The organism is Pseudomonas sp. NY8896 (assembly GCF_039634505.1).
In genome coordinates, this window is sequence record NZ_CP132350.1 from 839,904 (window position 1) to 856,524 (window position 16,621).

21 protein-coding genes are annotated in these 16,621 nt (G+C 63.2%); 11 read left to right on the forward strand and 10 right to left on the reverse strand.

Features of this window, described 5'->3' with window-relative positions; all coding sequences use genetic code 11:
* Positions 1 to 7: 7 nt before the first annotated feature.
* Entirely contained in the window at positions 8 to 745 is a 738-nt protein-coding gene (gene folM / locus Q9451_RS03685) for a dihydromonapterin reductase (protein ID WP_012274155.1), read from the reverse strand.
* 33 nt (positions 746 to 778) lie between these two features.
* Complete coding sequence (locus tag Q9451_RS03690) at positions 779 to 1,339, reverse strand: antibiotic biosynthesis monooxygenase (protein ID WP_012274154.1); 561 nt, start codon at positions 1,337 to 1,339, stop codon at positions 779 to 781.
* A gap of 218 nt (positions 1,340 to 1,557) precedes the next feature.
* Between Q9451_RS03690 and Q9451_RS03695 the strand changes: the two genes are divergently transcribed.
* Positions 1,558 to 2,493 carry a MerR family transcriptional regulator gene (locus tag Q9451_RS03695; protein ID WP_012274153.1) on the forward strand — a complete coding sequence of 312 codons (936 nt, stop codon included), beginning with the start codon at positions 1,558 to 1,560 and terminating at the stop codon, positions 2,491 to 2,493.
* On the opposite strand, the gene Q9451_RS03700 is transcribed toward Q9451_RS03695, so the two are convergent.
* Complete coding sequence (locus tag Q9451_RS03700) at positions 2,478 to 3,095, reverse strand: hypothetical protein (RefSeq protein ID WP_012274152.1); 618 nt, start codon at positions 3,093 to 3,095, stop codon at positions 2,478 to 2,480. The two genes, Q9451_RS03695 and Q9451_RS03700, sit on opposite strands and share 16 nt — an antisense overlap.
* 59 nt (positions 3,096 to 3,154) lie before the next feature.
* Positions 3,155 to 3,583: a PAS domain S-box protein gene (locus Q9451_RS03705; RefSeq protein WP_012274151.1), complete on the reverse strand. Its 429-nt coding sequence runs from the start codon at positions 3,581 to 3,583 to the stop codon at positions 3,155 to 3,157.
* A gap of 126 nt (positions 3,584 to 3,709) precedes the next feature.
* Between Q9451_RS03705 and Q9451_RS03710 the strand changes: the two genes are divergently transcribed.
* A complete protein-coding gene (locus Q9451_RS03710; RefSeq protein ID WP_012274150.1) occupies positions 3,710 to 4,165 on the forward strand; it encodes a flavodoxin in 456 nt (151 codons plus the stop codon).
* A 34-nt stretch (positions 4,166 to 4,199) separates the two neighbouring features.
* Here Q9451_RS03710 and Q9451_RS03715 read toward each other — a convergent pair whose 3' ends face one another.
* The gene (locus tag Q9451_RS03715; protein WP_012274149.1) at positions 4,200 to 5,081 is read right to left on the reverse strand and encodes a LysR family transcriptional regulator; all 882 of its coding nucleotides are present in this window, start codon (positions 5,079 to 5,081) and stop codon (positions 4,200 to 4,202) included.
* Positions 5,082 to 5,177: 96 nt separating this feature from the next.
* Between Q9451_RS03715 and Q9451_RS03720 the strand changes: the two genes are divergently transcribed.
* From Q9451_RS03720 to Q9451_RS03735, 4 genes are all read left to right on the forward strand, one after another.
* Positions 5,178 to 5,564 (forward strand): CidA/LrgA family protein, encoded by a 387-nt coding sequence (locus tag Q9451_RS03720; RefSeq protein ID WP_012274148.1) that lies wholly within the window; start codon positions 5,178 to 5,180, stop codon positions 5,562 to 5,564.
* Positions 5,554 to 6,240, forward strand: a complete 687-nt coding sequence (locus tag Q9451_RS03725) for an LrgB family protein (RefSeq protein ID WP_012274147.1) — start codon at positions 5,554 to 5,556, stop codon at positions 6,238 to 6,240. The genes Q9451_RS03720 and Q9451_RS03725 overlap by 11 nt, the downstream gene beginning before the upstream one ends.
* A gap of 176 nt (positions 6,241 to 6,416) precedes the next feature.
* Positions 6,417 to 7,322: an alpha/beta hydrolase gene (locus tag Q9451_RS03730; RefSeq protein WP_012274146.1), complete on the forward strand. Its 906-nt coding sequence runs from the start codon at positions 6,417 to 6,419 to the stop codon at positions 7,320 to 7,322.
* A gap of 114 nt (positions 7,323 to 7,436) precedes the next feature.
* Entirely contained in the window at positions 7,437 to 8,351 is a 915-nt protein-coding gene (locus tag Q9451_RS03735; protein WP_012274145.1) for an SDR family oxidoreductase, read from the forward strand.
* 227 nt (positions 8,352 to 8,578) lie between these two features.
* Here Q9451_RS03735 and Q9451_RS03740 read toward each other — a convergent pair whose 3' ends face one another.
* Complete coding sequence (locus Q9451_RS03740) at positions 8,579 to 9,361, reverse strand: IclR family transcriptional regulator (protein WP_041166588.1); 783 nt, start codon at positions 9,359 to 9,361, stop codon at positions 8,579 to 8,581.
* A gap of 174 nt (positions 9,362 to 9,535) precedes the next feature.
* Here Q9451_RS03740 and hmgA point away from each other — a divergent pair, with 174 nt between their 5' ends.
* The 3 genes from hmgA to maiA are packed head-to-tail and all read left to right on the forward strand — an operon-like array spanning position 9,536 to position 12,778.
* Positions 9,536 to 10,837, forward strand: coding sequence for a homogentisate 1,2-dioxygenase (gene hmgA, locus Q9451_RS03745; protein WP_012274143.1), 1,302 nt, complete (start codon positions 9,536 to 9,538; stop codon positions 10,835 to 10,837).
* 3 nt (positions 10,838 to 10,840) lie between these two features.
* The gene (gene fahA / locus Q9451_RS03750; RefSeq protein ID WP_012274142.1) at positions 10,841 to 12,133 is read left to right on the forward strand and encodes a fumarylacetoacetase; all 1,293 of its coding nucleotides are present in this window, start codon (positions 10,841 to 10,843) and stop codon (positions 12,131 to 12,133) included.
* Positions 12,134 to 12,145: 12 nt separating this feature from the next.
* Positions 12,146 to 12,778 (forward strand): maleylacetoacetate isomerase, encoded by a 633-nt coding sequence (gene maiA / locus Q9451_RS03755; RefSeq protein ID WP_012274141.1) that lies wholly within the window; start codon positions 12,146 to 12,148, stop codon positions 12,776 to 12,778.
* On the opposite strand, the gene Q9451_RS03760 is transcribed toward maiA, so the two are convergent.
* Complete coding sequence (locus tag Q9451_RS03760) at positions 12,772 to 13,578, reverse strand: tetratricopeptide repeat protein (protein WP_012274140.1); 807 nt, start codon at positions 13,576 to 13,578, stop codon at positions 12,772 to 12,774. The two genes, maiA and Q9451_RS03760, sit on opposite strands and share 7 nt — an antisense overlap.
* A 124-nt stretch (positions 13,579 to 13,702) precedes the next feature.
* Here Q9451_RS03760 and Q9451_RS03765 point away from each other — a divergent pair, with 124 nt between their 5' ends.
* Positions 13,703 to 14,722 carry a Glu/Leu/Phe/Val dehydrogenase dimerization domain-containing protein gene (locus Q9451_RS03765; protein ID WP_012274139.1) on the forward strand — a complete coding sequence of 340 codons (1,020 nt, stop codon included), beginning with the start codon at positions 13,703 to 13,705 and terminating at the stop codon, positions 14,720 to 14,722.
* A gap of 61 nt (positions 14,723 to 14,783) precedes the next feature.
* On the opposite strand, the gene Q9451_RS03770 is transcribed toward Q9451_RS03765, so the two are convergent.
* Entirely contained in the window at positions 14,784 to 15,047 is a 264-nt protein-coding gene (locus tag Q9451_RS03770; RefSeq protein ID WP_012274138.1) for a YebG family protein, read from the reverse strand.
* 231 nt (positions 15,048 to 15,278) lie between these two features.
* Between Q9451_RS03770 and Q9451_RS03775 the strand changes: the two genes are divergently transcribed.
* Positions 15,279 to 15,749, forward strand: a complete 471-nt coding sequence (locus tag Q9451_RS03775; protein ID WP_012274137.1) for a phosphate-starvation-inducible PsiE family protein — start codon at positions 15,279 to 15,281, stop codon at positions 15,747 to 15,749.
* Positions 15,750 to 15,752: 3 nt separating this feature from the next.
* Here Q9451_RS03775 and Q9451_RS03780 read toward each other — a convergent pair whose 3' ends face one another.
* Positions 15,753 to 16,043: a DUF3509 domain-containing protein gene (locus Q9451_RS03780; protein WP_012274136.1), complete on the reverse strand. Its 291-nt coding sequence runs from the start codon at positions 16,041 to 16,043 to the stop codon at positions 15,753 to 15,755.
* A gap of 121 nt (positions 16,044 to 16,164) precedes the next feature.
* Positions 16,165 to 16,512 carry an HPF/RaiA family ribosome-associated protein gene (locus tag Q9451_RS03785; RefSeq protein ID WP_012274135.1) on the reverse strand — a complete coding sequence of 116 codons (348 nt, stop codon included), beginning with the start codon at positions 16,510 to 16,512 and terminating at the stop codon, positions 16,165 to 16,167.
* Positions 16,513 to 16,621 lie beyond the last annotated feature (109 nt).

Sequence of the window (16,621 nt, forward strand, 5' to 3'; positions counted from 1 at the left end):
GTGTCTCTCAAGTCATGCGGTTCTTCAGGTGGCGGCCACCGTTGATGACCACCTGGCTGCCGGTGCTGTACTGGCTGGCGAGCAGGTACTTGACTGTCTCGATCAGCGGGCCGGCGCCGGGTTCGAATTCCAGCAGGGCCTTTTTCAGGGTTTGCTGGCGGTAGGCTTCGTCACCCCCTTCCTTGAGGATCAGCAGCCCGGGCAGGATACCGTTCACGTGCACCTTGGGCGCATATTTTTCGGCAAATGACAGCACCATGTTCTGCAGCGCGGCCTTGGTGGCGGCGTAGCCGATGTGGCTTTTACTGCCGCGCGAAGAGGTTTCGTCGCAGATGTGGATGATGTCGGCCTTTTCCACCTTGGCCAGCAGGTCGCCCAGGGCCAGGTTGAGGTGGTAGGGCGCTTCGACGTGCAGGCGGAACATGGTGTCGAGGTTGTCGAGGCCATCGTCGAGCCACAGCGAGGCGTTATGGATGATGGCGCGCAAGCCGTCGTAATGGGTGTGCAGGTGGTCGATCAGGGCCTGGCGGTCGGCTGGCTGGCACAGGTCGGCCTGGAACTGCACGATGTTCGGGTGGGCCGCCTGTGGCTGGATGCTGCGGCTGGCACTGACCACCGTATGGCCGGCCTGTGCCAGTTCAAGGGCCAGGGCCAGCCCGACGCGCTGGCTGGCTCCGGTAACGAGAATGGGGCTGTTCATGTTCGGGGCGGTCAACTTGTCTGTCCTTTGGTTGCCACCCAGCATACCCGAACTGTTTCCCTGTTGTATGGCCTGGCCTCAGCGGCTGCGCAAGGCGCCAGTGGTGGCCGGGGAGGCCAGCAGCCAACTGGCTAGCAAGCGGGTGGACAACGGGATGAACAGGTACACCATCAGCGGCGTCAGGGCCAACGTGCTGAGCAGTACGCGGGGTATCAGGTCGAGTGCCGACAACCAGTGGCCGAACAGCAGGTTGAATGCCAGCGATACCGGGAAGAACGCCAGCCAGATGGCCACGGCCTGCTTCCAGCGCGGTGGTTTTTGCACCATGTTGGTGCCAAACCAGTCATCGATGCCGCTTACGCGCGCCTCTTTGGGGCGCTCGAACAGGCCGTTGCCGCGCTGCAGCCAAGCCCGCCGCGAAGCGGAATGTTCCCAGGCATGCAAGGTGGGCTCGTCGCTGAAACGGAAGATGATCTGGAATTCGTCGCCATCGCGTGGCGGGGCGAGGATGCCCGAGCCGAGGTAACCGGGGAAGTCGGTGGCCAGCTGCTCGCCTTCGTGCAGCCAGGCCAGCAGGTCCTGGTAGCGGCCATGGGCGGCGCGGCGCGACACCATCAAGGTGACGGGTGGGGTAGACATCGTGTATCTCCTGGCAACGGGGCTGGCGGGTAGCTGGCCCCTTTGGCTGCGTGGCCCGGGGTGGTGGGCGACGCAGGCGTGCATGCAAGAATCGGGCGCGGATTATCGCGCAGTTGCGATCACCGGCAAATGTCAGCCGGCAAATGGCTGCACCCTGCGGCGGGTGCTGTCGTAGTAGACTATGTGTTCAACTTCCGCACCCAGGGTACACCGTGCAGATGAACGAACAGGGACGTAGTCCGGTTATCGATGCCAGCTTCGAGCAGCAGGAGCTGTTTCCGATTCGTGAAGTTTCCCGCCTGACTGGCGTCAACGCCGTGACCCTGCGTGCCTGGGAGCGCCGCTATGGCCTGATCCAGCCAATTCGCACCGACAGTGGCCACCGCCTGTACTCACAGGCCGACATCGACGAGGTCCGCCGTATCCTTGGCTGGCTGGAGCGCGGTGTGTCGGTCAGCAAGGTGGGTAGTATTCTCGCGCGAGGCCATGCCCTTGCCGGGCAGGCGGGTGGCGCGACAGATGCCTGGCAGCGTTGGCAGCACCAGATTCGTCTAGCGGTGCAGAGCTTCGATCTGGCAGGCCTGGATCGCCTTTACGAGATGGTATTTGCCGCCAGCACCCTGGATCAGGTTTTCGCCGAAGTGTTCATGCCTGTGTGGCACGACATGGCCGTGCGGCAAGGCGGCTACGGGCAGACCAGTGAATGGCTGTTCCTTGACCAGTTCCTGCGCGGTCGGGTGTTCGCCCGTCTGCAGCTTGCCCATGTGCCGCGCAGCCGTAACGTGTTGTTGGCGCCATTGCCGGGGCAGTGTCATGAACTTGAGTTGCTGGTAACCAGCCTGCTCCTGAGCAGCGAGGAAACAGGTGTGACCCTACTGGCGAGCGGGCAGCCGCTGCGAGAACTGGCGTTGGTCTGCGAACGTCTGAGGCCGGACGCTCTGGTGCTGTTTTCTCATCAGGCACCGACAGCAGAAACTACCCGGCACGTTACGCGCCTGGCGGCGATGCTGGAATGCCCGTTGTTGCTGGCCGGCGAAGCGGCGGAAGTGGCACAGGAGAGCTTGGCTGGCAGCCTTGTCGCTTGCCTGGGGGCGCAAGGTAGTGTGATGCGCCAGCGTTTGCGGCAGTTCCTGGCCGGTCAGCTCGATACCTGAGTGTGCAGCTCGGGATGGGCCTGGCGATGGGCCTGGAGGATGTAGTCCCGCAACCGTTCGATTTCTTCGGCCGGGCTTTGGCTGAGGTCGTAGGCCGCCAGGTTTGGACCGATGCGCCGGCCCAATACGCCATGCAGTTCGATCGGGCTGATGCCGCCTGGGGCGAAGCGAAGCTCGAAGCGGGCGGGTGCCGCTGGCAGATCACGGATTTCCAGCAACACACCTTTGAAGGAAATATCACGCACCCACAGGCCGCTGGTCTGGTCATGGGCATCAAGCAGTGCGCTCGGCTGGTCCATCGACAGACGCCAAGGGCGCAGCATGGGGCCATCTTCGTAGATTTCCGGTGAGCCCAGTTGCAAGTGCAGGGCGTGAAACTCGTCCTCGACCAGTTGCAGCGGGAAACTGATCTGCTGGTTATTGAACTGGGCCTGCAAGGTCACTTGCTCGTTGGCCACCAGCTGGGTGAGCAAGTTCTGGATGCGGCGGTCGCCATTGACCAGCAGGCTCGACATGGAGTCGGCCAGGTTCAATTGCGGCGAGTGTTGCATGTTCTGTATGAAGTCCAGCTCGTCCTGGGTCAGGAGCACGTCTGCTTGCATGATCGAACTCGGTGGTGGCGATTTCTTCAACGGGGTTGACCGTGCGTGGCGTACTTGGTTCAGGCGCGTTCGTCGGTTTTCGGACGAGCGCACATCTTGGCCAGTTCCCGTTCCAGTTCGACCTGGCGGCTGACGTCTTTCTGGATGCCGATGAAGTAGGTGCGCTGGTCGGCGTCGCTTCTCACCGGCGTGATCGACAGTTCGTTCCAGAAGGCGCTGCCATCCTTGCGGTAGTTGCGCAGCACTTCGCGGCACGGGCGGCCTTCGGCCAGGGCCTTGCGGATGCGCGCGCGGCCAAGCTGGTCACGGTCGTCGGCCTGCAGAAAGCGACAATCCTGATAGAGGACTTCGTCGCGGCTGTAGCCAGTCAGGCGTTCGAAGGCGGCGTTCACGTAGATCAGGATAGTGTCGTCGCCTTCCTGTTCGGCGACCACGATCCCGTCATTGGACGCATCGACCATCGATTGCAGCAATTGCGCGTTGATCATGTTCGGGCCATTGAGCAAGAAGGGGCGAAGCAGGGCTGAAGGCGGCGACTTTGGTAGAGGCGGCCTTTTGCCATCGCTGGATGCTAGTATCCTACGTTTTCACTCAGTTTCGGAATCCTCTTCCCGATGAAAGTCGTCATTATTTCCGGATCGGTCTACGGCACCGCCGAAGAAGTCGCACGTCACGCTGAATCGCTGCTCAAGGCAGCGGGGCTGGAGGCCTGGCATGCGGCCCGCGCCACCCTTCAGGATCTTCAAGGCTTTGCCCCCGACGCCTTGCTGGCCGTGACCTCGACCACCGGCATGGGCGAGCTGCCGGACAACCTCATGCCGCTGTACAGCGCCATTCGTGACACCCTGCCTGCGGCCTGGCGCGGCCTGCCGGGCGCAGTGATTGCGCTGGGCGATTCCAGCTATGGTGACACCTACTGTGGTGGTGGCGAGCAGATGCGCGAGCTGTTTGCCGAGCTGGGCGTGCGCGAAGTGCAGCCGATGCTGCGCCTGGATGCGAGCGAGACAGTGACCCCGGAGGCAGATGCCGAGCCGTGGTTGGCTGAGTTGGCGAGTGCCTTCAAAGCCTGAGTCCGAAGGTAGAGCCGCTCCTACAGGGGCAGTGTCAGGCGTTGAGCTCGCGCAACAAGGCCAGCCACGCCTGAGCCGCCCGTGACAGATAGGCCCCGCGTCGCCAGATGAACGCAATATCCCACCGCAGGTCTTCCGGCGAACGCAGCGGCACACGCACCACCCCGGGGCGCTCCAGCGCTTTTGCCACTACCCGGGGCAGCAACACCACACCCTGGCCCGCCGCCACCAGCGCCGCCAAAAAATCTGCCTGGCCACTGCGCCCGCCTTCTTTCGGGGTAAAGCCCTGCTGCTGACACGCCTTCAACAGCCGATCGTTAAGCACGAAGCTGCGCTGGTACAGCAAGAACGGCGTATCGGCCAGTTGCCCCAGGTCCACTCCGGCCAAGCCCGACAAGGCATGCCCAGCCGGCAGCAAGGCGTCCAGGGGTTCGTTGCAGAACGGCTGGTAGTCGAATGCCTCGTCACTGGGCGTCAAGCTGCCGCCCAGTTCCAGCTCGCCGCTTCTGACAGCCTGTTCGACGCTGCGGCTACCGCCTTCGAGCAGTTGGATGGCGATGTTCGGGTGGCGCCGTCGGTACTCGGCGAACAGGCCGGCGAACAAGGCGTCGCTGCCTAGCATCGGTAAACCCAAGCGCAGTTCGCCACGCTCCATCAGGCTGAGATCGTCCAGTTCGTTGAGCAACGCCTGACGCTGACGCAGCAGGGCTTCGCCACGCTCCAGCACGATGCGCCCGGCAGCGGTCAGGTGCAGTTGCGAGGCCTGACGCTCCAGCAGCGGCTGGCCCACATCTTGCTCCAGCTGGGCTACCTGCTTGCTCACCGCCGACTGGCTGATGTGCAGCGTCTGTGCGGCCTGGGTAAAACCGCCCCGGTGGACCACTTCGATAAAGCTGCGCAGTTGTTTGAATTCCATGCTTGGATTCCATTATGGAATGGCGATCAGTCTAACAATTCGCTTCTGGCCTAGGCAGTCGAATCTTAAAATGAGGGCCTGTCGAGGAAACCCGCCATGAAACCCGCCTTATTGAAAAAAGCCCTGCGCCTGCTCATCGAGTTGGCGATCCTCTGTGCCCTGTTCCTGCTCGGCGGCCAGCTCGCCAATTGGTTGGGCTGGCCGATTCCCGGCGGCGTGATGGGCCTGGCCCTGCTGTTGATACTGTTCGCTTCGGGTGTGCTCAAGCCGGCCATGTTGCAATTGGGCGCCGGCTGGCTGATGGCCGAGATGCTGCTGTTCTTCATCCCGGCGCTGATGAGCCTGTTGGACTACGGCTCGCTGATCCGTGAAGAGGGCTGGCGCATCTTGCTGGTAATCGCTGTGAGCACGTTGATGGTGATGGTGGTGACGGCATTGACCGTGGAACTGGTGTGCCGTTGGAGGTTACGCCATGAGCCTTGAACCCATGCCGCTGTTCTGGCTGGCGCTGACCTTGCTGGCCTACCTGGGTAGCCGCTGGCTGTACCGGCGCAGCAAGCGCTACCTGCTGTCGCCATTGATCCTGGTGCCGGTTTTGCTGCTGGCGGTGGCCGTGCCGCTGCATACAGCCTATGCCGAGTATGCCCGCAACACCCACTGGTTGATGAGCGTGCTCGGCCCAGTGACCGTGGCTTTCGCGGTGCCGATCTGGCAGCAGCGGGCCATGCTGGCGCGCCATTGGCCAGCCCTGATGGTGGGCATGGTGGCTGGTAGCTGTGCCTCGATTGCCAGCTCCTGGGGCTTGGCGCACCTGCTGGCGCTGGACAGCGCAACCAGCCTGTCGCTGGTGCCGCGTTCGATCACCACGCCCTTCGCCATGCCGCTGGCCCACGACCTGGGTGGCGTGCCGGAACTGACGGCGGTGTTCGTGATGTTCACTGGCGTGCTCGGCGCCATGTTCGGCGGCGTGCTGCTGCGCTGGTTGCCGCTGCGTACACCGCTGGCACGGGGTGCGCTGTTTGGTGTTGGCGCGCATGGCGCCGGGGTCAGCCGGGCGCAGGAGGTGGGCCGCGAAGAAGGCTCGGTGGCCGGCCTGGTCATGGTCCTGACTGGGCTGCTCAACCTGTTCGCAGCGCCGCTGCTGGCCATGCTGCTCTGACCGTTCGTGCCACTGACTCGCTCAGTCATCAAGCTGGCTGGCAACGCAAGTTCCAGCCAACGGGCTGCTGGCTAGACTCTGCCTCGACATAGAGAGCACATGTATGTGCCGAGGTGACATGCAATGACCGCAGCCTTGCCCTATTCCGTCAACACCACTTCTCCGGGACCGCTCTGATGCCTATGGCCGAAATTCCATTGTGCGTCTGGCGTACCCGGGGACAGAGTTTCATCTTCCGGGGCCAGAGCATCCGCTACTGGACCGCAGGGCAAGGAGAGCCCCTGCTTCTGTTACACGGTTTTCCCACTGCCAGCTGGGATTGGCACTACCTGTGGGGGCCTTTGACCCAACGTTTCCGGGTGATCGCGTGCGACATGCTCGGTTTTGGCGATTCGGCCAAACCGGTTGATCATGCCTACAGCCTGATGGAGCAAGCGGACCTGCAGCAGGCCTTGCTTGCCCACCTGCAGGTCAAGCAGCCGGTGCATCTGCTGGCCCATGACTATGGCGGCAGCGTGGCCCAGGAATTGTTGGCGCGCCATCATGAGCAGCGCGCCGACATCGCCAGTTGCGTGTTCCTCAACAGCGGGCTGTTCCCCGAAAGCTGCCGCATGCTGCTGATCCAGAAGCTGCTGCTCAGCCGCTTTGGCTGGCTGGTGGGGCGTTCGTTCGGGCGTGACGACCTGGTGCGCAATGTGACCCAGGTCTATGGCCCCTGCACTCACCCCAGTGAGAGCGCGCTGGATGACTTCTGGAGCCTGATCGCTACCAACCGGGGTACACGCATCCTGCACAAGTTGGTGGGCTACATGCCCGAGCGCAGGTTGCACCGTGAACGCTGGGTCGGGGCGATGCAGCGCAAAGGCGTACCACTGCGCTTCATCAATGGCGTGGTCGACCCACTGTCCGGCGGGCACATGCTCGAGCGTTACCGGCAACTGGTGCCGGAGCCGGACACCGTGCAGCTGCACGGCATTGGCCATTACCCCCATACCGAAGCGCCGATGCAGGTGCTGCGCCACTACCTGGCCTTTCGCGAACAACCGTCCAGCTACTACCAGCCGAAAGTGGCGTGGTCCTGACGGGGCCTCATCGCCCTGCGTTATTGCCAGGCATTCAGCCTGCGTGAGCTTGATTGTCCGCCTGCCGCTGGCGGCGGACACTCGGCTGACCTGAACCTGCCTGGAGCCATGAGCATGAGCGAGCCCGTCCATTTGCAAGATCGCGTGGTGATCGTCACCGGCGCCGGTGGCGGCCTGGGCCGCGCCCACGCGCTGCTGTTCGCCGCGCGGGGTGCCAGGGTGGTGGTCAACGACCTTGGCGGTTCTACCCACGGGGAAGGTGCCAGCGCCTCGGCCGCCGACCGGGTGGTGGAGGAGATCCGCGCCGCCGGTGGCAGCGCCATCGCCAACCATGACTCGGTCAGCCACGGTGCACGTATCGTCGAGCAGGCGCTGGACACGTTCGGCCGGGTCGATGTGCTGGTGAACAACGCTGGCATCCTGCGCGACAAGACCTTTCACAAGATGGACGACAGCGATTGGGAGCAGGTGTACCAGGTGCATGTCGAAGGGGCCTTCAAAGTCACCCGCGCCGCCTGGCCACACTTGCGCGAGCAAAACTGGGGGCGGGTGATCTTCACGGCTTCCACCTCGGGTATCTACGGCAACTTTGGGCAGGCCAATTACGGCATGGCCAAGCTGGGCCTGTACGGGTTGACCCGCACGCTGGCCATCGAAGGGCGCAAGCACGGCATCCTGGTCAACGCCATTGCTCCCACGGGCGGTACCCGCATGACCGAGGGGCTGATCCCACCCCAGGTATTCGAGCGGCTCAAGCCCGAGCTGGTCAGCCCACTGGTGGTTTACCTGGGCAGCGAGCAGTGCCAGGGCACGGGGGAGCTGTTCGAGGTGGGCGGCGGCTGGGTGGGCAAGGTGCGTTGGGAGCGCAGCCTGGGAGTGGGTTTTGATCCGCGCGAGGGGTTTACCCCGGAGCAGGTGGCGGAGCACTGGGCGCAAATCGGCGACTTTGACGGGGCGGTGCATCCTCAGGACAGTTTGCAGGCATTGCAGCAGATGATGGCGAACCTGCAGAAATACCCGCTGGGCTGAAGATTTATCCGCTCAAATAAAAAAGGCCGCTGCAAGCCGCAGCGGCCAATCGAGACGTTAGATCAAGGAGCTTCAAAATCTACGTCGGTGAACCTCGCAGGCCTGAAAGGCGGGGGGGAGAGCCCTTCATGCCGGCCAGTGAGTTAAGAATAAGCGCTTGATCCGCTGGGAAAAATAGCTGCTTATGACATTCACCTTTACGTATCGGGCAATAGTGTCGCTAGCGCTCAGGTAGCGGGAGAATAGCCCATGCGCCAGCTGGTTTCCCGCGCTGCCGCCAGTAGCCGTTGCGCCGCTGGGCCATGTTCGTCGGCGTGGAAGATCGAAGTCGGCCCGACCACGGTCATCACCGCCGCCACCTGCCCCATGGCATTGAACACCGGCGCCGAAAGGGCATCCACGCCCGGCATCAGCAGGCCGTGCACATGGTGCAGGCCACGTTCGCGAATGCCTGCCAGCACCGGCTGGTAATCATCGGCGTGGTGCTGCAGGGCGGCCAGTTCGCGGTCACGCAACTCGACGGTTTCGCGCTCGGGCAGGTAGGCGGCGAACACCAGGCCGGTGGAGGAGGTGAGCAGCGGCAGCACCGAGCCCATCTGCGTCACCACGGTAACTGCACGCACCGCCGGTTCAATGCTGACCACGGTCGCGCCCTGGTTGCCCCACACGGCAATGAAGCAGCTCTCGTTAAGTTCGTCGCGCAGTTGCGACAGCGGCAGTGCGGCAGTTTTCAGCACATCGATGCTGCCCAGCGCCGCCAGCCCCACCCGCAATGCCTCGCGTCCCAGGCCGTAATGGTTGGTGGCGGCATCCTGTTCGGCAAAGCCGCTGGCGATCAGCGCTTGCAGGTAACGGTGCACTTTGCTTGCCGGCATTTGCACATGTTCCGCCAGGCGTGACAGCGAGGTGGACGGGGACAACTCGGCAAGGGCCTTGAGGATGTCGGTGCCGACCTCCGCCGAGCGGACTTTCTGCTTGCCGTTGTCGGCGGGGGAGCTGGCTTTGGTCATGGACATCTTCTTCTGGATTCTTCAAGTCGGGCCTTTATAGCTTGACGCCATGCGTGGAGCAAATTACGTTATTCGTAATCTGATTACGATAAAAACAATGCAGACGCGCTGCCACCCCACATCGGGCCAGCAGCCAGCTGCCCGCAACGGCTCGGCCAGAGCCCGGAGGCATCGATGAATCGCGACACCTCACCCGACCTTCACTACCTCAGCGGCTTCGGCAACGAGTTTGCCAGCGAAGCGCTGCCAGGGGCCTTGCCGGTCGGGCAGAACTCGCCACAGAAGGCACCCTATGGGCTGTATGCCGAGCTGCTCTCGGGCACGGCGTTCACCATGGCCCGCAGCGAGCTGCGTCGCACCTGGCTGTATCGCATTCGCCCGTCTGCCTTGCACCCTCGTTTCGAGCGCCTGGCGCGTCAGCCGCTGAGCGGGCCGCTGGGGGGCATCAACCCCAACCGCCTGCGTTGGAGCCCACAGCCGATTCCCGCCGAACCGACCGATTTCATCGAGGGCTGGTTGCCCATGGTGGCCAACGCCGCAGCGGAAAAACCGGCTGGCGTGAGCATCTACATCTACCGCGCCAACCGTTCCATGGAGCGGGTGTTCTTCAACGCCGACGGTGAACTTTTGCTGGTACCGGAACAGGGCCGCCTGCGCATTGCCACTGAACTGGGCGTAATGGAAGTCGAGCCGCTTGAAATTGCGGTGATCCCGCGTGGCATGAAGTTCCGTGTGGAACTGCTCGACGGCCAGGCCCGTGGCTACATCGCCGAAAACCACGGCGCGCCGCTGCGTATTCCAGACCTGGGCCCGATCGGCAGCAATGGCCTGGCCAACCCACGCGATTTCCTCACCCCGGTGGCGCACTACGAAGAGGCCGAAGCGCCGGTGCAACTGGTGCAGAAATTCCTGGGCGAACACTGGGCTTGCGAGCTGCAGCACTCGCCGCTGGACGTGGTGGCCTGGCACGGCAGCAACGTGCCGTACAAATACGACCTGCGCCGCTTCAATACCATCGGCACGGTCAGTTTCGACCACCCGGACCCTTCGATCTTTACCGTGCTGACCTCGCCGACCAGCGTGCATGGCCTGGCCAACATGGACTTCGTGATCTTCCCGCCACGCTGGATGGTGGCCGAGAACACCTTCCGCCCGCCATGGTTCCACCGCAACCTGATGAACGAGTTCATGGGCTTGATCAATGGTGCCTACGACGCCAAGGCCGAGGGCTTCCTGCCTGGCGGTGCCTCGCTGCACGGCGTGATGAGCGCCCACGGCCCCGACGCCGAAACCTGCGAAAAAGCCATTGCCGCCGACCTGGCGCCGCACAAGATCGACAACACCATGGCCTTCATGTTCGAGACCAGCCAGGTGCTGCGCCCGAGCCTGCAAGCCCTTGAATGCCCGCAATTGCAGGCCGACTACGATAGTTGCTGGGCAACCTTGCCAAGCACCTTCAACCCGAACCGGAGATAACCGATGAACCACACTGCCAATGCCCGTAGCTGGGTCGAGCACGCCAACGGGCACAGCGACTTCCCGCTGCAGAACCTGCCATTGGGCATCTTCAGCCGGCCGGGTGAAGCCCGGCGCTGTGGCGTGGCCATCGGCGACGCGATCCTCGACCTGGAAGCGGTGTTGGCCGCCGGCCTGTTCGCGGGGGAAGCCAAGGCCGCCGTCGAGGCTACTCGGGGTGGGGCACTGAACGCTTACTTCGCATTGGGCCGCAGCGCCCGTGTCGCCCTGCGCGAGCGTCTGCAGGTGCTGCTTGGCGAGCACAGCGAGCACCAGGCTGCTCTGCAGCCGGCACTGTATCCAGCCAGCGACTGCCAACTGCATGTGCCAGCGCAGGTCGGGGACTACACCGACTTCTACGTAGGCATCGAGCACGCCAAGAACGTGGGCAAGCTTTTCCGCCCCGACAACCCGCTGCTGCCCAACTACAAATATGTGCCGATCGGTTATCACGGCCGTGCCTCGACCATTCGCCCGTCCGGCACCGATGTACGCCGGCCAAAAGGCCAGACCCTCCCGGCTGGGCACACCGAGCCAAGTTTCGGCCCATGCGCACGCCTGGACTACGAACTGGAACTGGGCATCTGGATTGGCCAGGGCAATGACATGGGCCAGGCGATCCCGGTTGGCGATGCCGCCGAACACGTAGCGGGCCTGTGCCTGCTCAACGACTGGTCGGCGCGCGATATCCAGGCATGGGAATACCAGCCATTGGGGCCGTTCCTGTCCAAGAGTTTCATCACCAGCATATCGCCCTGGGTGGTTACCGCCGAAGCGCTGGAGCCGTTCCGCTGCGCCCAGCCTGCACGCCCGGAAGGCGACCCGCAGCCGCTGTCGTACCTGCTGGACAAGCGTGACCAGGCCGCCGGTGCATTCGATATTGAACTCGAAGTGTTGCTGCTGACCGAGCGCATGCGCGAGCAAGGTGTTGCCCCGCACCGCCTGACCCTGAGCAACACCCGCAGCATGTACTGGACCGTGGCGCAGTTGGTGGCGCACCACAGCGTCAACGGCTGCCAGCTGCAGCCGGGCGACCTGTTCGGTTCGGGCACGCTGTCGGGTGCTACGCCGGGTTCGTTCGGCAGCCTGCTGGAGATCACCGAAGGCGGCAAGCTGCCGATTGAGCTGGCCAGCGGCGAGGTGCGCAAGTTCCTCGAAGACGGCGACGAAATTATCCTGCGTGCCCGCTGCACGCGTGACGGCGTAGCCAGCATCGGCTTCGGCGAATGCCGTGGCACGGTCATCGCGGCCAACTAAGGAGGCAGGGGCATGGAGCTGTACACCTATTACCGTTCCACCTCGTCCTACCGGGTGCGCATTGCCTTGGCATTGAAGGGGCTGGCTTACCAGTCCCTGCCAGTCAACCTGCTGCAGGGGGAGCAGCGCGGTGCGGACTATACCGCCGTCAACCCGCAGGGCCGCGTGCCAGCCTTGCGCACTGACGGCGGTGAGTTGCTGGTGCAGTCGCCAGCCATCATCGAGTACCTGGAAGAGGTTTATCCACAACCTGCGTTGCTACCGACCACGGCCGTGGAAAGGGCAAAGGTGCGTGGTGTGGCGGCAATCATCGGCTGCGACATTCACCCGTTGCACAACGTCAGCGTGCTCAACCGGCTGCGCCAGGCGGGTCAGGACGAAGGGCAGGTCAATCAGTGGATCGGTCACTGGATAAGCCAGGGGCTGGCAGCAGTGGAGCGACTGATTGGCGATCACGGCTTCTGCTTTGGCGATACGCCTGGGTTGGCGGATGTGTACCTGATCCCGCAGTTGTATGCGGCCGAGCGCTTCAACATCGACCTCGACAGCTTCCCGCGCATCCTGCGGGTTGCCGCACTGGCGGCCGCGCACCCGGCGTTCGCCAAGGCCCACCCCGCCCAGCAGCCGGACAGCCCGGCTCAGTGAAGTGAACGGTTCGCCGCCGGAAGCTTGCCGATTCGCTCGGACAGCTTCAGGCGCTGGACCGGGTCTTCCGTCAGCAGCAACGCATGCTCCAGGTCGAAGCGCTCGGCCTGCGGGCAATCCAGTTGTTGGTAGAGCGAAGCGCGGGTCACGTAATCGCTGACTTGCACCGGGCCCAACTGCATGACCCGCTCGGCGTCGATCAGCGCGGCCAGGTGGTCATCGTTGCTGATGTGCAGTTGACGCAGGTTGCGCGACAGGCGTTGCAGCATCTGCAGCGGCGTAGCGCTGCGCATGTGCTCTGCCGTCAGCGCCACATGTGGGCCAAACTGGCGTGCCAGCAGTTCGCGGCAGTCACTCGGGTACAAGCGCCGACCGCCACAGGGGTCGAGCAGGTGGTCGGCACCCGGCACGCGCAGCAGGAAATGGCCAGGAAAGCCCACGCCCTCCAGCGGTATGGACAAGCGCCGGGCCAGCTCCAGGGAAAGAATGGCCAGGGTCAGCGGTTGGCCGCGGCGGCGCTGCAGTACTTTGTCCATCATCGCCGCATGCGGGCGTAACGGGTGGTATTCATCCTGCTGAAAGCCCAGCGCAATCAGTTGGCGCAGCAGTGGCTGGGCCAGTTCGCACACTGGCAGCATCGGCAGGTTGGCGCTTATCTCGCGCTGCAGCTCGTTCAGGGTGGCAAGGCTGGCCGCGGGCTCGACACTACGATCGTGCTCGGCGGCAATCCACAATGCGGCTTCCAGCAGGGCGACAGGCTCGCGTTCCAGGCAGGCCAGGCAGGCTTGACGTGGCTTCATGGGGCATCTCCACACACGTTTGAGTATTAGCTGTGACGCGTGGTTTCGTCCAGTGGTCCGGCAGCGGCGTCAATGCCGGGGCCGTGCCTATACTGGAAGGAGCACCTCGTGGGGGAGCCTGTCGATGTTCGCACTGATGCAAAGTACCCGGACCCAGTCACTGCATTTGTTCAACGACCCACCTACGGGCCTTAAGGCGGTGGTGGCGATCCACAGTGAGCACCTGGGCCCGGCCATGGGCGGTTGCCGCTACCTGCCTTACGCCGATGACGAAAGTGCCATGACCGACGCCATTCGCCTGGCCCAAGGCATGAGCTACAAGGCGGCATTGGCCGGCTTGCCGCTAGGTGGCGGCAAGGCGGTGATCATGCGCAACCCGCACGTGGAAAACCGTGCCGCGCTGTTCGAGGCCTTTGGCCGCTTCATCGATACCTTGCATGGGCGCTTCATCATCGCCGTGGACAGCGGCACCTCGACCCTGGACATGGACTGCATCGCCCAGAGTACTCCCCATGTGACCAGCACCACTGCCTCGGGCGACCCTTCGCCGCATGCGGCGATGGGGGTGTTCGCTGGCATCCGCGCCACGACCTCGTTCCGCCTGGGCAGCGATGACCTCAGGGGCCTGCGGGTGGCGGTGCAGGGGTTGGGTAATGTCGGTTATGCACTGGCCGAGCAACTGCATGCGGTGGGCGCGGAACTGCTGGTCAGCGACCTGGACCCCGGGCGGGTGCGGCTGGCGATGGAACAGTTCGATGCCAAGCCTGTGACCAACGATGCACTGATCAGTACCCCTTGCGACATCTTCGCCCCCTGCGGTGTGGGGCCGGTGCTGAACGGGCAGAGCGTGATGCAACTGCGTTGCGCGGCAGTGGCGGGGGCGGCCAACAACCAGCTGACCACCTTGCAGGTGGCAGACCAGCTGGAGTCGCGGGGGATACTGTATGCGCCTGACTACGTTATCAATGCCGGTGGGCTGATCTACGTGGCGCTGACCCATCGTGGCGAGGACCTGGGCACCATCACCGCGCACCTGGCGCGGATACCGTCACGGCTGACCGAAGTGTTTGGCCATGCGCAGGCGGAAAAACGTTCGCCGGCGCGGGTGGCGCAGATGTTGGCGGAGCGGTTGCTCTACGGCTGACTGTTGATGTTGGCTCTACTGGCCTCTTCGCGGGTTTACCCGCGAAGCAGCAACGTCGCTATCACTCGGCAGCGCCACCCTCTAGCAACTCGGCCAGGGCATCCGGCTGGCTTTTGAAGGCCCGAGCGAACACATCGCGGTTCTTGGCCATGTAGATACCGGCTTCCTCGACCTGTTGCTCGCTCAGCGACGGCACTGCCTTGTGCAGCACTTCGGCCAGGCGCTCGGCCAGTTCGAGCATCTTGTCGTGACGGTCTGCTTCGGCCTTATCCATGAACAAGCGCTCCGGGTCGCGGCTGCTGCGGTACACCACTTCGACGGCCATTCATCACCTCTATGCCTTTTTGCTGGTTGTGTTGCTGGTTACTGTATCTATATACAGTAATGGCATTTGCCATCACCACGCAACCAGATTCTCACGGCAAAAGCCTAGTACACAGGTGCCTTGCGGCAATCGGTCGCCTTCCAAGCCAAGGGCCTGGCCCTTTAACTGCATGGCACAAGCGTCACATCGGTGACGCATCATCCTTAAAGACGTATCGGGGAATGGAACATCGTGAACATCAAGTGGGCAGAAAAGCTGCGCAAGGGCCTGCACGGCTCGGCGGACTCGCTGGGCAACCTGTGCGTCGAGGCCTTCCATTACCTGGCGCTGTTCGGCATTGGCGCGATTACCGCCTATGCGGCAGTGGTGACCTTCCTGGACATGCTTGGCAAGGGTGGGGTCAGTGTCGATGACATCCTGCTGCTGTTCATCTACCTGGAGCTGGGGGCGATGGTCGGTATCTACTTCAAGACCAACCACATGCCGATCCGCTTCCTGTTGTACGTGGCGATTACCGCGCTGACCCGTCTGCTGATCGGCGATGTCTCGCACCACAAGGCGCCGGACGAAGGGCTGTTGTACCTGTGCGGCGGCATCTTGTTGCTGGCCTTCTCGATTCTGGTGGTGCGCTACGCCTCGTACCGCTACCCCTCGACCAAGGTGCTGGATGCCAACGGCAAGGAAGTGGAGGAGGGCAAGTAGCCTTCAGTTGGCCACGACATGGCGTGGGTGGTGGCGGGCATCGCGGGTCAATGCGGCCAGCACCTGCATGGGGTTCTGGCTGAGTTCGATGGCCAGGCCCAGGCGGATGCTGTCGATTACCCGTTGCAGGCGCACCGGGTCGTTGCGCTGGGCCTGGGTGATGAGGCGCTTGGCGACCACGCCTGCGTCGTCGGACAGGGTCAGCATGATGCTGCCATCGAGGTTTTCGATGCTCAGGTTGACCCGGTATTCGGGGGCAAATGCGGCACTGATGAGTTCGAATGGGTTGTTCATGTTCAGGCTTCTGCAGCGAATGAGTGCAGAAGTTGACTGGCAAAACGGCGGGTTGGTTCAGTGCCGTTGATCGCTGCAAATAAAAACGCCCGGCTCTAGGCCGGGCGTTTTGCATTGCCAATCAGGCGTCTGGGTCACTCAGTTCCAGGGCGCCGCGCTTGCTGCGCAGCTTGCCGTAGAAGTGTTCCAGCGCGTGGCTGAGCTTGGTGGCTGCACCGTCCACTGCCTGGTCCAGCGACGTGGCGGTGTGGGTCACCGAAATCGGTTGGTGGCCTTTGGGGCGAGCCTCCATCTGGCAGCGTTTGTCATGCGGTCCGGGCTTGGCGCCGTTCTCGTCGCGCAGGTGAACCTCGATGCGGGTGAGGTCTTCTTCGTAACGTTCCAGCGAGTTCTGCAGTGTGCTGCGGACCCACTGATCAAGCCGGGCATTGCCTTCGAAATGGTTGCTGCTGTTGACCTGGATTTGCATGATTCAATCCTTATTCAGCTTGCTCGCATGGAGGCGCGCCTAGGCCCTTGAGACCCTTGGAATTTCTGCGCCTCTTGACTCTAAGGTCAGGCAACCACGAAACGAATTC